This window comes from Oceanobacillus kimchii X50 (assembly GCF_000340475.1).
GTDB lineage: Bacteria > Bacillota > Bacilli > Bacillales > Amphibacillaceae > Oceanobacillus > Oceanobacillus kimchii.
The window spans coordinates 1,067,739-1,082,887 of record NZ_CM001792.1; the positions used below are offsets into that span (position 1 = coordinate 1,067,739).

Below are 15,149 nucleotides of genomic sequence, written 5' to 3' on the forward strand. Positions count from 1 at the left end.
CGTGTCCAAGCTTTTCTAAACTAAATAGAAGACATTTCTACTTTTGTACTATCGATACGGTTATAGGCACCATGCATAACTGGCCCTACGTACTCATTTAATTTCCAGCCATTTGCAATTGCAGATGTTACAAATGATTTTGCAGTTTTAACTGCTTCTAATACATTCATACCATGGGCTAAGTTCGCTGTAATTGCAGCTGCAAATGTACAACCTGCTCCATGATTATAGGTAGTGTCAATTTTCTCACTTTCCAATAACTCAAAACGATTTCCATCATAGAAAAGGTCAACTGCCTTATCATGCTCTAAGTCTTTTCCGCCTTTAATCACTACATTTTTTGCCCCTAAATCATGAATTTTTATTGCAGCATCTTTCATTTGCTCCAAAGTTTTAATTGGTGACGTCTTGGCCAATTGTGCTGCTTCAAAAAGATTTGGTGTAGTAACTAGGGAACGTGGTAATAATTCCTCACGCATTGCATCCGTATTTTCTGGTTGTAGAACTTCATCGTCACCTTTACAAACCATTACAGGATCCAGAACATATTGTTTTATATCAAATTCATCAATTTTTCTTGCACCTAAATTAATGATATCTACAGATCCAAGCATTCCGGATTTCATTGCATCTACACCTACAGATAATATTGTATCTAGTTGTTTCTCAACTACTTCAACGTCGATTGGTGTAACATGATGATTCCATCCTTTTGGATTCATGGAAACAATAGAAGTCAATGCAGTCATCCCGTATACGTTTAATTCTTGAAATGTTTTTAAATCAGCTGCTATACCTGCACCACCACTAGAATCTGATCCAGCGAGTGTTAATGTTTTTTTCATAGTCATATTCTGTTTCCTCCTTTGTTGCTCCAAATTCGTACTTTAAAGGGTTGTTCAAATAGTCCGGTGAAAATGACACATATCAGGGGGATCTTCTGCTAAGATCGCTCACGTTCTGTGGACAACGCAGAAATCATCACATCCTGTGGAAGCTCATTGGCTTGCTTTTCCGTTCCTCACGTATTAACTGCATACGTTCCGGTAATCAAAGCTACGCCGCCTCGAACTTCTTGGTCCTTTCCATCCTCCTTTTTGAACACGTACTTTAATAATTAATTGATAATTAAAGAATAATCTTTTCTACACTAGTTGTAAAGTCATAGCGGTTATATGTTAGACATTGACAAATTGTTCATCTGTATCCAAAACCCCTTTAATTTTTGTAGCATGGAATGGCTGTCCGTCTAACCATTTTTGGAAATCAAAAATGAGAGGAGGACGATTCGCGCCTAATGCGATCCAAGCTTTCAGGTCTTTTGGTAAATACGCTGCTGTGTGTAGAGTTCCAGCCCAGGCACCGTATTTTTTTGAAAAGATTCCTTTTTCCAGATTATTTAATAATTGATATGCCTCATAAGGATTTTGTACTGATGTCTGTTGGGAAGATATTTTATCTAGACGTTCCATCGATTCGTCAGTCCGGTATCGATTTTCTTCCGTTAGTTCTTCAAAATGATTGGTACACATATTTGCTTCACGAAATCTTACATTTCGAGGTGATACTTCAGCTACTACAGAATATCCATTTTTGTCGAGTAATACATAACTAAATGTATGCCTGTGCGGTAGTTCCTTTATTAAATGCTTTGCTTCCTCTACAGAAGCGCAATTTTCTAATAGTAATCTACCAATCATGTTGCATACAAAACCATCATCTGATTTTACTCTATTTACAAAGTTATAACCCATAGCAAATCCTTTTTCATTTATACCATCAGTTCGACCTGTGATTTGCATTGTTGGTCCGACAGTAGCATAACCTCCGTCAGTAGGGTTATATATCACATATCTTCCTTCGTAGGAACGAGGTGCATTATCATAGTTTCGAACCAATATATCTGCCTCTGTATATATAGAGCAGCCACTACGCCCATACTCATAATAGTAACCACCGAATTCGCGAATAGCATCTTTTATAGGCATTTTCAATGCATCAGCTAGTCCTTCTATTTCCTCCCATAGTGCTGGTGAAAAAGTTTGAAATGCATCTCTAACCTCGTCAATATCAACAAGAAAATTTCGCCAGCGACTTCCTTTTTGTAGGTTGCGATGTATTAGAATAGGTGAATTTCGAAGTAGTTCACCTTGCCTGTATCCAAATTGATAGTGATTTCCTTTAAATTGTATAATATCACTATATACATTAATCATATTCATTTCTCCATTCAATGCAGAGTAATTTGAGTGTAGTTGATTTTTGTTTAGAATGAAAAGAAATTGCTTGGAACTAATTAAGGGGAGATAAAAATGGAGAATCCAAATTATCTTGAAATTTATCATAAACTTTATAAATACTACGGTCCGCAGGCATGGTGGCCAGCAAGTTCGACATTAGAAATGCTTTTAGGATCTATTCTTGTCCAACGAACGAACTGGAGAAATGTAGAAAAAGCTCTAGAGCGACTAGAAGAAAATGTACATGATGCTAATTATTTGTATCAAATAGAAGAGAGAGAGCTTGCTGAAAAAATACGTCCTAGTGGTTTTTATCGTATTAAAGCAGCAAGAATAAAGGCTTTTATTGCTTGGTTTCGCAATTATAACTATGATGTATCATTGGTACAAGAAATCCCGTATAACAAACTGCGAGCAGAATTACTCTCAATAAAAGGCATTGGCGAAGAGACAGCTGATGTAATGCTGTTATACGCCTTTGAAAAACAGGCGTTTATCGCTGATCAGTATGCTTTTAGAATATTTAATCGAATTGGCTTAGAAATACCATCCACCTATCGTAGTCTACAAAAAATAGTGGAAAAAGATATACCAAATGATAACCAGCTTTACCAAGAGTACCACGCATTATTAGTGGAACACGCAAAAGTCCATTGTAAGGTAAAGCCGATATGTAATACTTGTCCAGTGCAATCGATTTGTGAATTTGGATGGAAAAAAGAAGAAAGTTTCAGGGGCTGAGCTAAATAGGGTTATCGCCCCTGATCCTGTTCTAACTGTTCAATTTTTCTTTGCATAAGTTGAATTTGCTGTTGCATTTCTTGAAGCTGATGTTGATTTGTTGAAGATTGTTGAGAAATTCGTTCCGATTTTTTTAGATCTTCTTCATACACTATTGAAGATCCTATAAAGGCGATAATTGCTCCTACAGTTGATACCATACCACCGTAGTAGATTAGTTTATCTCCAAATTTAATGTTCTCATTGGATGTGAAAGGAGAATTAGAGAAGGTATTTGGATTGTTAAGAAAAAATTGACTCACGGTCCTCCACCCCTGAAAAAACGTTATAAAATAGCATATGTTCATTTATAAAAAAATTGCCCCTTACGAACATAAAGGTACAAGTTAACGCTTAATTTTCATCTTGTTGAGGATATGAATTTTTCTTCAAACGCTTTTTGTCCGTATGCTGTTCTTCCGCAAATTCAGTTTGTACAGTCTGCATATTAGATCTTCTTATATTTTTATTAACCTCCCCCTCTAGTATTTTTTCTTTCATATAAATATGAAAGACGGATTCAGTAAGGCTAATTATTATTGCAATATAAATAGAGGCTGTTGTGATTGGAAAAGCTGTTCCTAAAAAGACGTATAGAAGCAACCAAACAGAAGCATAAGAAAAAAATAAGTCACCGATTGTAGCCGCAACATAACCCATCTTAGGCAGAATCCATAAATCTCCAATTACATAAGCAGCTAGTGTTAGTATGGCACTCATCACGATAATCTCGGCCACACTGACGGATTCAAATACACTTACAATAGATAAGAGAATCGTAGCCATAATGATAAATTTAATCCCAATTGCTTTAAGATGTTTCATTTTTACCCATCCTTTTAAATACTTATTTATAATTTAGTTTGTTTCATTTTATAGTTCCTATGTATTTAAAAAGGACAATCATTGAATTGACAGTAAAATCAATCAATTCTATACTTAGTTTAATTTGTAGAATATAGGAGGAATCCCGTTTTTCGAACAAGCAGTAACTTTGGAGATTTTTGTTATGCAAACAATAAAGAAAGGAAGAGTAATATTGATTGACATACGCAATATATCACTTGATTCTTCAAGGAGAGTAATAGTGATATCTGATATACATGCAAGTTTATCTTTGTTCAAGAAATTGTTGAAAAATCTCAATTATTCCGAAGAAGATTATCTGTTTATTAATGGAGACCTCTGCGAAAAAGGTTTAAACAGCCTCGAATTAGTTCATTATGTACAATGGATGGATAAGAACTTACAACGAGTATTTATAACGAAAGGCAATTGCGATGTGGTTTTTCGTCATGTGTTTCGGGGAAATGACATAGGAAGACAATACTTAAACGCAAGACAAAAATCAATAATGCATGAAATGATTGCTTCAACAGGTCAATCTTTCTCAGAGGAAATGCCGTTAAACAAAGCTTCTAGTATTTTTCAAGATAATTTTGAACAAGAAATTGAGTGGTTAGAATCATTGCCAATCGCTTATGAAACGGATGACTTCATTATTGTCCATGCTGCCATTGATGAGTTATGGCCAAATACCGACGAAGTGACTGCTTTATATACCCCTGCGTTCTATGAAAAAGGTCATTCAGTAGACAAGACTGTCATCGTAGGACATTGGCCGGTAATTAACTACCGAACCAAAGAAATATCCACGCATAATCCGATTATAGATCTCGATAACAATATCATCGCAATCGATGGTGGTAATCAGATAAAAGCTAGTGGTCAACTAAATGGACTTATCATCAATCATGGTCAATATTCCTTTACATATGTAGATGAATTGAAAGATCCTATTATAGTAAAACAGACTTATAATGATAGCTTAGGTTGGATTGGTTCTGTTAATTATCCATATTATCAAATTGAACCAATTAAAAAAGAGCAATATTTTACACTTTGTAAAAATATAAATGCAAATATTCAACAATGGGTGAAAAATGAATTTATCGCAAAGAAGAACGATGGGTATTATTGCAAAGAAGGGGTAAGTACAACAACAGTAAGTGTTGACAAGGGCGAGGAAGTCTACATATTAGATGATAATTGTGAGGGGTATATCCTTATAAAAAAACGTGATGGCATCATTGGTTGGGTTCCAAAGTATTGTTTTTGATTAATATCTTGAAAAAATAACCACAAGGAGAATGAATTATGCTACAACAACTACAGCGACAACATCAGGTACAGATCCTTTGGATGGTTATTTGTTCGACTGGGCTAGGAATAGCTATTATTTGGCAAAGTTATCTAATCGTATCCATTATAGAACAGATATTTTTACAAGGGAAAACAGTAAGTGCAATTGTAAATTTCGTCTTCTTATTATTAGCAATACTATTATTACGAATGCTATTTTCCTTTATAAATAAGCGTAACGGTACAAAAATGTCTACAAGTGTTAAGCAAAAATTAAGAGAAGATGTATTAAATCATTTCACTAATCAATCCGTGTCCAATGCTGCTAAAGGACAATCAGGAAATAAAACAAGCGTTTTTATGGATACTGTAGATGAGATTGATGCATATTACAGTCAATATTTACCACAAATGATACAGTCATTTGTGGTTCCATTGCTAATTCTTTTAGTTATTTTTTGGACCCATTGGACAACAGGTGTAATTATACTTGTTACTGCTCCATTTATCCCAATATTTATGATGATTATCGGGTTTAAGACAAAAGATAAATCTGAAGAACAACTTTCACAAATGGCAGCTTTTTCAGGAACTTTTTTAGATATATTACAAGGACTACCAACGATTCGGTTGTTTGGTAAATCTAAACAGCAGCGTGAAAAGATCTCAAATAGCAGTGTTCGATTTCGGGATGCCACAATGGAAGTATTAAGAGTAGCTTTTACAAATTCTTTAGCTCTTGAATTTATTTCCATGCTAAGTATTGGTCTCATTGCTTTAGAAGTAGCGATTCGAATGATTATTTTTCAAGATATTTCGTTTTTTACTGGATTTTTAATGCTATTGTTAGCCCCAGAATTTTTCAATCAATTAAAAGCGTTAGGTACTGCATTTCATTCTGGAAGATCCAGTATGGGAGCAGGTAACAAACTAGAAGCAATTTTTGATGAAACAAATAATGAAGTAAAATGGGGAGCAGATGTGCTATCTTCTATTAAACCACCAAGATTAGAATTAAGAGATATGAACTTTACGTATGCTGACAGTAGTTTTCAATTACAGTCAATTAATTTGATCATTAACCCAAAAGAGCAAGTAGCAATCATAGGTTCTACTGGGGCTGGAAAATCAACCATACTTCATATTATTGCTGGTTTATTGCCAATAACAGAAGGAAATTATTACATTGATAAATATAAGCAAGCAGACGTAGAGGAGCATTCGTGGTTTAAACAATTAATCTATATATCACAGAATCCTTATTTATTTTCAGGGACAATTGCTGAGAACATTGCTTTAGGTAGTACGAAAGTACATGACCATAATGAAATAAAACAAGCAGCGATGGAAGCAGGAATTTGGGAATGGATTGAGCAGCTTCCGTCTGGATTAGATACCAATATTGGTGAGGCTGGTAGAGGATTATCAGGGGGTGAAAAACAACGTGTAGTTTTAGCACGTACTTTTCTAAAAAGACCGAATATAATTCTATTTGATGAACCGACGACGGGGTTAGATGTGCACACAGAAGAAGTTTTACAACAATCAATGAATAAGTTACGAGAATATGCAACTGTAATAACTGTCGCACACCGTATTCAAACTATACGTTCAGCAGATAAAATAGTATTGATGGAACAGGGTTCTATTCGCGCGATTGGAACAGATCGAGAGTTACTTCAAGAGGACGAATTATACCAGTCTATGATGAAATTGCAACAAGGAGGAGAGGTTTAATGCAAGAATTAAAACTCATCATGAAAATGACAATGAAAGAAAAGAAAGACGTCCTCCTATCTATCTTGTTCGGTTTTTTAGCTGGAGTTACGGCTGTTTCATTATTTGCATCAAGTGGCTATTTAATATCTAAAGCTGCGCTTACCCCACCTATATATACATTGATGATAATCGTTGCGATGGTAAAAATGTTAGGGATATCTTCGGCACTCAGTCGTTATGGAGAAAGGTATTTTTCTCATCGTGGAACATTTTCGATGCTTCGCAATTTGCGAGTATACGTATATGAAAAAATTGAACCAATTTCGACTACGATATTACAAAAATATAGAAGTGGTGATATTTTAGCGCGCATTGTAGGCGATGTAGAATCTCTGCAGCATTTTTTCTTAAGAGTTTTTTATCCACCAATTGTCTTAATGACCGTTTTTATTGCGACGATTACATTTACTATGGTATTTTCCATACCTATTGCGATGGTAATTTTGATTGGGATGATATTCGTTGTTATTGTTGTCCCTAGCTTATTTTATCTCTATCAAAGAAAGATAGCTAATAACATTCGTTCGTATCGCGGGCAGCTTTCTTCGGAGGTCACAGAGTATTTATATGGTTTTACAGATTTGAAAATATACGGACAAGCAGAGTTAAAAAAAAATAACATTCTAAAAAAAGTTACTTTATATGAACAAGCAACTAAACAAGCGAATAATCAACAAGCTTTTCGTGAGTCTTTATTAACTTTTGTTTCATTTATCGTATCGGTGACTGTATTAGGGTTAGCTGGTTATTTTGTAGCAAATGGTAATTTAGAAGGAATATTATTAGCAATGTTATTTATGATTTCATTGACAGTCTTTGAAGATACATCAAATATGGCATTGTTTCCTGCCTATTTAGAGGAAACGAAACAATCTGCTCGTCGATTAGAGGAAGTGTGGAATGTTAATGAAGATAAAAATGAAGTGAAAAAGCCATTTGTATTGGAAGCCAACTTAGCGCCAACTATTACATTGGAGAACGTGACAAAGAAATATTCAAGTACTCCTCGTCCGATTGCGCAAAATATTTCTCTTCATATCGAATCAGGATCTAAAATAGCTATCGTAGGTGCGAGTGGATCTGGTAAGTCGACTCTCTTACAGCTTATCCTGGGGATGGTTCCCTCAACAGATGGTCTAATAAAGTGGAACGAGAAATCAATTGATTATTTAGAAAAGGAAACTTTATGGAATCATGCGAACGTTTCATTACAATCCAATCATTTTTTCTATGGGACAATTCGCGACAATTTACATTTAGCCAATTCTGAAGCAACAGATGACGAACTTTGTGAGGCTTTGGATAATGTAAAGTTACATCATATTCGTTTGGATGACTTATTACTGGAACAAGGTTCCAATCTTTCAGGAGGAGAAAAACAACGTCTAGCGATAGCCCGACTATTTATTCGAAAGGCCGCCGTATGGGCGTTAGATGAACCAACTTCGTCCTTAGATGTAGTAACTGAAAAACATATTTGGGATAAGATTGACCAACATTCAGAGCGAAGTACAGTAATTGTAGTAACACATCGTTTAACGAGATTACAAAAAATGGATGAAATAATTGTTATGGACCATGGGAAAGTTGTTGAACAAGGAACTTACCAAAACTTAATGCAGTATAACGGATATTTCAAACGTATGAAAGATTTGGAAAATGCAAAACTAAATCTATAGGGGTGTCGTTCCTTGAAATAAATTTAATAGACAATAAAGAACCGAACCGCATCGGATTTTAATATTCGATGCGGTTCGGTCAGTCCAGTCTCTACGTTTCTGTACGGCGCCCATCACTTTTCTTTATGATCCAGTTCTGTGCGCCAAAAACTAGGCGACTTCCCACCATGCTCTACGATAAGTCATCATCGGTTCATACCTCACCGTGATTCCTATATCTCAGTCATGTCAGTCCAGTCTCTACGTTTCTGTACGGCGCCCATCACTTTTCTCTATGATCCAGTTCTGTGCGCCAAAAACTAGGCGACTTCCCACCATGCTCTACGATAAGTCATCATCGGTTTATACCTCACCGTGATTCCTATATCTCAGTCATGTCAGTCCAGTCTCTACGTTTCTGTACGGCGCCCATCACTTTTCTCTTTATGATCCATCTTTTAGTGCTACATAAAATGAAATTCCCATTGCAGCAAACAAAATAAGGAAGGGTGCGATAAAAATTAGAAAATCATTAATCATATTTAATCACTTCTTTCCTTTTTTATAGTTTTCATCAAACAAGAATAGCTTTAACAGCAAATACAGCGATGGTATTAATAATGCCATACCTAGTATGAAGGCAATAATTAAAGATATCGCCATTGCTTGATTGGTAAAACCTTCGGATATAGTAATATAAGGGTATAAAAGATATGGGTAATGAGAAATACCATATCCGAAAAAGGCAAAAGCAAATTGACCAACTAATAACCAGAATGCTTTAATGTAGTTCTTACGTTTCCATATTAACCATACGGTACCAATCCATAATAGAAAAGATATTCCGAACATCCACCATAGATCAATAATATTGTTAAAGTGTTCTTCATTATGGAAACGCAGTTCTATAATAATCCCCGAAGCTGCAAGGATAAGTGGAACGGACCAAACTAGTGCATATTTCCGCATTAAGTTTGTTGCTCCTTCATCTCCGGTCTCATTTGCATACCAGGTTAAGAATACAGAAGAAATATAGAGCACTGCGATAATGCTCAATACTACAATTGACCATGTTAGTGGGCTTGTAAATAAATCAAGATATTCAAGTTGTGGCTCCCCATTACTAATGGTGATAAATCCGCCTTCCGATATTGTCAATACAATAGACAGAGAAGCTGGAAGTAATACTCCAGATGCTCCATACATAAATGCATAACCTTTGTGTCCTTTTTTTCCATATGATTCAAAAGCATAATAAGACCCACGGATTGCCAGTAAGATTAAGGCCAAACTTCCAGGAACAAGGAGAATGGTGCCAAAGTAAAATGCTGTTTCTGGAAAGAATCCAACGATTCCTACGAAGAAAAATACAAAAAATACATTTGTGACTTCCCATACTGGCGAAAGATAACGCTGAATTACCTTAGACACGATATGTTGTTTTCCAGTTAGAATGCTGTATGCATTAAAGAAACCTGCACCGTAATCAATTGAACCAACGATGACATATCCAAATAGGAATAACCAAAGCACAGAAATACCGATAATTTCTAATATCATGATTGGTCACCACCTTGAAAATTCTCGATGTCTTTATCTATCGGATTTCTTTGGAACATTTTTCTTAAAACAACTACAGTTCCTACTCCTAAGATAAGATAAAGTAGTACAAATAAGAAGAACATAATTCCAACATAATCACTGGTTGTTGCTGCTTCGTCAATGGTCATAATTCCTCGTAAAATCCAGGGCTGTCTACCAACTTCAGCCATCCACCAGCCAGCTTCAATAGCTAAGAACGATAATGGACCTCCGAGAACAATGAGCCTACGATACCATTTTGATTCGACAAAGTTCCAGCTTCTTCGAATACCAAGCCAATAAATAAATGATAAACCAAGCATAAATACTCCGATGGTCACCATCGTGTCAAAAAAATAATGAATGACAAGTGGAGGTTGCTCATCTTCAGGGAATTCATTTAGACCAATAACTTCTGCTGTTGGCCAGCTGTGTGCTAATATACTTAGTGCATAAGGGATTTCCAATGCGTATTGCGGTTCATTGTTGTCATCGAGAATCCCCCACATAACTAAAGGCGCTTCAGAAGAAGTCTCAAAATGCCATTCCGCAGCAGCTAGTTTTTCCGGCTGGTATTCTGCTAAGTATTTACCAGAGAGGTCTCCAATTAACGCTGTTGCTAGGGCAAAGACAAAACCTATTTTCATTAGCATGTTAAGTGATTTCTTATGATATTCACGATTTGAACCTTGTAATAGACGAAAGGCTGCAATCGCAGCAAGAACAAAAGCAATCGTCATATAACCAGTAGATAAAACATGCGCAACTTTTGTAGGCATGGAAACTGTGAACATGGCAGCAAGTGGATTAGCATTAACAAGCTCGCCATTAGCAATATCAAATCCGCCTGGAGAATTCATAAACGAGTTAACTACCGTAATAAAGTAAGCAGACATACCGCCACCTACGGCAACAGGTATTAGTAATAAGAGATGTTTTTTTTGATTATCAAAGCGATCCCAAGTATATAGGTAAATACCAAGAAAAATAGCTTCAAAAAAGAATGCAAATACTTCCATAAATAGAGGAAGTGCGATAATATTACCAGCTAGCTCCATGAAACTTGGCCAGAGCAGTGACAGCTGTAACCCAATAGCCGTACCTGTAACTACTCCGACAGCTACTGTTACAATGAATCCTTTGGCCCAACGTCTTGCCATTAGTAAGTAATGCATGTCATTTTTCTTAATTCCTATCCATTGGGCAATCATAATCATTAATGGAACGCCGACGCCAATTGTTGCATAAATAATATGAAAAGAGAGGGTGAGTAAAGTCAGCATTCGGCTGGCATATACCGGATCATCGAATATCATTTGTGGACCTCCTTATAGAACAATCATATTGTATTAATTTACCCGTTGATTAACAAAATTAATCGGATACAATCGAAAAATGGTAATTTATATCTCCTATTGCTTTGCCTTGGTGATACGTACGTTCTATAAAGGTAACATTGCTTTTTTTATCGACTAAAATAATCGTAGATGTTCTTGTTCCATAATTACCCGTATCTATGAACATAGATGATAAATTTCGTTCTAAATGGATTCCTACACCAGTGTCAGGAAGACATTGATCACTAGGCTTATCAGCATTTTTCAAGATATGAAACAACGACTCGCTAGAAATATTTTGGTTTTTTTCTAGGTACGACTGTAATAAATCTTTGGCTTTTAATACTTTTGGCCACGGAGTATTCAGTTTATCATTACTTAATGAGTGAATGCCTGAATCTAATTGTTCGCTACTATTATAAATATTGTTGTAAGTATAGAGCTTTTGGTAATTACCAAATAAAGCATTATATCCCGAATATAAGGATTTGTCTTGTTCTAAATCAGATAAAAAATGTGTTGAATCTATTTCATAATTTAAAAAATCAACAGGTATTTTTCCTCTTGAATATTTGCCTGTTTCAGGAAGTGAAGGGTTTCTGTAATTGGTAATTGCTGCAATTTTTCCTTTTTTTGTTATACCCAACCATGTACCTTTTGATTTTAAATCTCTTCCTGCTAGAATTTCTGGAGCATCATCCCAAAATGTAGCTTTTGCAGTGGGGCGATCATAGAATTCATCACGATTGGCAATCAATATAAATGGATATAGTGAATGTTTTTGGATAGCAAAAGTTATTAAACACATAATCAAACCTCCTATTCATAATTATAAATGGAAAGGATTGATTTTCCTAAAAATCAGATTGATATAAGTAAAGCTGTTGACAATTAATGAGAAACTGATAATAATAAATTACAATACAGTTGAACGTTTAACAGAGGAATAGTATGTAAATATCGAATGAAAGAGATCGGAATTTATTAGCTGAGAGATTCCGTCATTGCTGATTTATCAGAACCTACCTTTGGAGTCTCATGCAAACATGGGCGTTTATCCAGCGTTAATGGAAGAAGTGAGATGCAAGTTCGATCGCATCTAAATTGTGGTGGTACCGCGGAAGAAAACTCTTTCGTCCCTTTTTGTTAAATTGGGATGAAAGGGTTTTTTATTATATCTGAGAATAGACATCTAGAGAATAATGAGGAGGAGAAGAATATGAATAAAAAGAGGGTAGTTATAAAAATTGGAAGTAGCTCACTGACGAATGAAAAAGGCGAAATTGATCATAAAAAATTAGAAGATCATGTAAATGCGTTAGCTATGTTACATCAACATAATTTCGAAGTGATTTTAGTTTCCTCAGGAGCTGTTGCAGCTGGGTTTCGAAACCTAGGATACTCTTCTAGGCCTGTTACATTAAAAGGAAAACAAGCATCTGCGGCCATCGGTCAAGGTCTATTAATTCATACTTATATGAATAAGTTTATGGAATACAATATTCGATCTGCTCAATTATTATTAACAAGGACTGATTTTTCGATTCAAAAACGGTATAAAAATGCTACTTCTACTATGTTGGAGTTATTAGAACGAGGCGTTATTCCGATTATTAATGAAAATGACACAGTTGCAGTTGATGAATTAACGTTTGGGGATAATGATATGCTTTCTGCTTTAGTTAGTGGAGCTATTCATGCAGCTCAATTAATTATATTAACCGATATTGATGGAATTTATGATAAACACCCTGGTAAATATGTGAGTGCGAAACGCTACGACACAATTGATTTAATTACTGACGAAATGATACAGGAAACAGATGTATCGGGTTCGAAATTAGGTACTGGGGGTATGAAATCGAAACTGATGGCAGCAAAGGTTGCTACTTCTCTCGGAGTCCCTGTTTTTATTGGTAAGGGGGAAGGAATATCTAAATTACTAGAAATAGTTAATGGTAATGGAGAGGGTACTTATGTCAAAAGTGTTCGAAGTAAACAAATTTCCATTCGCAAGCAATGGATTTCTCTTCACTCGACATTAGAAGGAAAACTACTTATTGACGATGGAGCTACCCAAGCGCTTATGTATAACGGAAGTAGTTTGCTGTCAGCTGGTGTGGTAAATATTCAGGGGGATTTTGAAGATGGAGATGTTGTAGAAGTTTATAATAGAAGTAAATTATTAGGAAGAGGACAAGTGAGCTGTTCATCGGAAGAGCTCAAAGCAGCCAAAACATTAAAAAAAGCAAAACAGGTGACGCAACTTTCTGCTATTGAGGTTATTCACAGAGATTCGTGGGTTATGGTTGATCAAATAAAGGAGGAGTTACTATGAATGAAGTGATAGAGAAAGCTAAGAGTGCAAAACAAGCAAGTTATCAAATGGCCCTATCTACAACTGATGACAAAAATGAAGCATTACAATTAATATCTCAAGCAATTCTAGATAAAAAACAAGAAATAATAACAGCAAACGTCCTGGATATAGAAGAGGGAAAGAAAAAAGGTTTATCTGATTCGGTTATCGATAGAATTAAATTAAATGAGGAAAGATTACAAGATATAGCTGAAGCAATTTTACAGGTAACTATATTAACTGATCCTATTGGTGAAACCCTAGAAATAATAGAAAAAGACAATGGTTTATTTATTACGAAGAAGCGGGTCCCAATTGGAGTTATTGGAATGGTTTATGAAGCTAGACCTAATGTCACTGTTGATGCAGCTTCACTTGCAATAAAGACAGGAAACGCAGTAGTATTACGTGGTAGTTCTTCAGCTATACATTCTAACAAAGCACTTATTCATGTAATTCATGATGCATTAACTTCTAGCTCCATACCAAAAGAAGCTGTACAATTAATAGAAGATACTAGAAGAGAAGTAGCGAATCAACTATTTCAATTAAATGAATATCTGGATGTTTTAATACCAAGGGGAGGAAAACAATTAATCGAAACAGTGGTAAAACAATCTACGGTACCTGTTATTGAAACCGGTGCAGGGAACTGCCATGTTTATCTAGATGAATCTGCTAAAGTAGAGATGGCAACGGAAATTGTTTTGAATGCAAAACTACAACGACCATCAGTATGTAATGCAATCGAGTCATTAATTATTCATAAACAGTGGTTTGAAAATCATGGTTTAGAACTATTAAAAAGCATGCAATCTCATGACATAACAATTCACGGGGATGGATTCGTTATGGAGAGATTTCCAACTGCTATAAGAGCAGAGGAAAAAGATTGGGAAACGGAGTATTTAGCAAGTGAAATAAGTGTAAAAATAGTTGGTTCAGTATCAGAAGCGATCGCCCACATCAATCGATATGGTACACGTCATTCGGAAGCTATTATAACTGAAAACAAGATTAATGCTGAACAATTTCAACTTCAAGTTGACGCTGCAGCAGTTTATCACAATGCTTCAACTAGATTTACAGATGGATTTGAATTCGGATATGGTGCAGAAATAGGGATTAGTACACAAAAATTACATGCTCGAGGTCCAATGGGGCTGGAAGCATTAACTTCAATTAAATTTGTGATTTCAGGCTCAGGCCAAATTCGCAATTAATTAAAACTCCAAACTACTTTCAGCTTATATAGGAAGTCTAATAAGTAGTT

The 15,149-nt window shown here is 35.5% G+C and carries 14 protein-coding genes; 6 read left to right on the forward strand and 8 right to left on the reverse strand.

All coding sequences use genetic code 11. From position 1 onward, the window contains the following. Positions 1–20 precede the first annotated feature (20 nt). The gene (gene pdxK / locus C794_RS05765) at positions 21–851 is read right to left on the reverse strand and encodes a pyridoxine/pyridoxal/pyridoxamine kinase (protein ID WP_017796177.1); all 831 of its coding nucleotides are present in this window, start codon (positions 849–851) and stop codon (positions 21–23) included. Positions 852–1,178: 327 nt separating this feature from the next. Continuing rightward, on the reverse strand, positions 1,179–2,216 hold the full coding sequence (locus tag C794_RS05770; RefSeq protein WP_017796178.1) for a C45 family autoproteolytic acyltransferase/hydrolase: 1,038 nt from the start codon (positions 2,214–2,216) through the stop codon (positions 1,179–1,181). Positions 2,217–2,312: 96 nt separating this feature from the next. Here C794_RS05770 and C794_RS19745 point away from each other — a divergent pair, with 96 nt between their 5' ends. Beyond that, positions 2,313–2,981 (forward strand): endonuclease III domain-containing protein, encoded by a 669-nt coding sequence (locus C794_RS19745; RefSeq protein ID WP_017796179.1) that lies wholly within the window; start codon positions 2,313–2,315, stop codon positions 2,979–2,981. An 11-nt stretch (positions 2,982–2,992) separates the two neighbouring features. Here C794_RS19745 and C794_RS05780 read toward each other — a convergent pair whose 3' ends face one another. Continuing rightward, entirely contained in the window at positions 2,993–3,283 is a 291-nt protein-coding gene (locus C794_RS05780; protein ID WP_017796180.1) for a hypothetical protein, read from the reverse strand. Between the two features lie 91 nt (positions 3,284–3,374). After that, the gene (locus C794_RS05785) at positions 3,375–3,845 is read right to left on the reverse strand and encodes a YndM family protein (protein ID WP_017796181.1); all 471 of its coding nucleotides are present in this window, start codon (positions 3,843–3,845) and stop codon (positions 3,375–3,377) included. Positions 3,846–4,029: 184 nt separating this feature from the next. Here C794_RS05785 and C794_RS05790 point away from each other — a divergent pair, with 184 nt between their 5' ends. Genes C794_RS05790 through cydC form a run of 3 tightly spaced genes read left to right on the forward strand, consistent with a single transcriptional unit; the run spans position 4,030 to position 8,620 of the window. Then, a complete protein-coding gene (locus C794_RS05790) occupies positions 4,030–5,139 on the forward strand; it encodes a metallophosphoesterase (protein WP_083900549.1) in 1,110 nt (369 codons plus the stop codon). A 38-nt stretch (positions 5,140–5,177) separates the two neighbouring features. Further along, the gene (gene cydD / locus C794_RS05795) at positions 5,178–6,899 is read left to right on the forward strand and encodes a thiol reductant ABC exporter subunit CydD (RefSeq protein WP_017796183.1); all 1,722 of its coding nucleotides are present in this window, start codon (positions 5,178–5,180) and stop codon (positions 6,897–6,899) included. Next, on the forward strand, positions 6,899–8,620 hold the full coding sequence (cydC, locus tag C794_RS05800; RefSeq protein ID WP_017796184.1) for a thiol reductant ABC exporter subunit CydC: 1,722 nt from the start codon (positions 6,899–6,901) through the stop codon (positions 8,618–8,620). The genes cydD and cydC overlap by 1 nt, the downstream gene beginning before the upstream one ends. Positions 8,621–9,043: 423 nt before the next feature. Here cydC and cydS read toward each other — a convergent pair whose 3' ends face one another. Genes cydS through C794_RS05815 form a run of 4 tightly spaced genes read right to left on the reverse strand, consistent with a single transcriptional unit; the run spans position 9,044 to position 12,325 of the window. Beyond that, positions 9,044–9,139 carry a cytochrome bd oxidase small subunit CydS family protein gene (gene cydS / locus C794_RS21355; RefSeq protein WP_375544880.1) on the reverse strand — a complete coding sequence of 32 codons (96 nt, stop codon included), beginning with the start codon at positions 9,137–9,139 and terminating at the stop codon, positions 9,044–9,046. Positions 9,140–9,145: 6 nt separating this feature from the next. Further along, positions 9,146–10,159 (reverse strand): cytochrome d ubiquinol oxidase subunit II, encoded by a 1,014-nt coding sequence (locus tag C794_RS05805; RefSeq protein WP_017796185.1) that lies wholly within the window; start codon positions 10,157–10,159, stop codon positions 9,146–9,148. Further along, positions 10,156–11,496, reverse strand: coding sequence for a cytochrome ubiquinol oxidase subunit I (locus tag C794_RS05810; RefSeq protein WP_017796186.1), 1,341 nt, complete (start codon positions 11,494–11,496; stop codon positions 10,156–10,158). Before C794_RS05810 ends, C794_RS05805 begins: the two co-directional genes overlap by 4 nt. Positions 11,497–11,554: 58 nt before the next feature. After that, a complete protein-coding gene (locus C794_RS05815) occupies positions 11,555–12,325 on the reverse strand; it encodes an NRDE family protein (protein ID WP_017796187.1) in 771 nt (256 codons plus the stop codon). A 411-nt stretch (positions 12,326–12,736) separates the two neighbouring features. On the opposite strand from C794_RS05815, the gene proB reads away from it, so the two are divergent. Next, on the forward strand, positions 12,737–13,855 hold the full coding sequence (proB, locus tag C794_RS05820) for a glutamate 5-kinase (RefSeq protein WP_017796188.1): 1,119 nt from the start codon (positions 12,737–12,739) through the stop codon (positions 13,853–13,855). Beyond that, positions 13,852–15,099, forward strand: a complete 1,248-nt coding sequence (locus C794_RS05825; RefSeq protein ID WP_017796189.1) for a glutamate-5-semialdehyde dehydrogenase — start codon at positions 13,852–13,854, stop codon at positions 15,097–15,099. Before proB ends, C794_RS05825 begins: the two co-directional genes overlap by 4 nt. Positions 15,100–15,149: the final 50 nt, after the last annotated feature.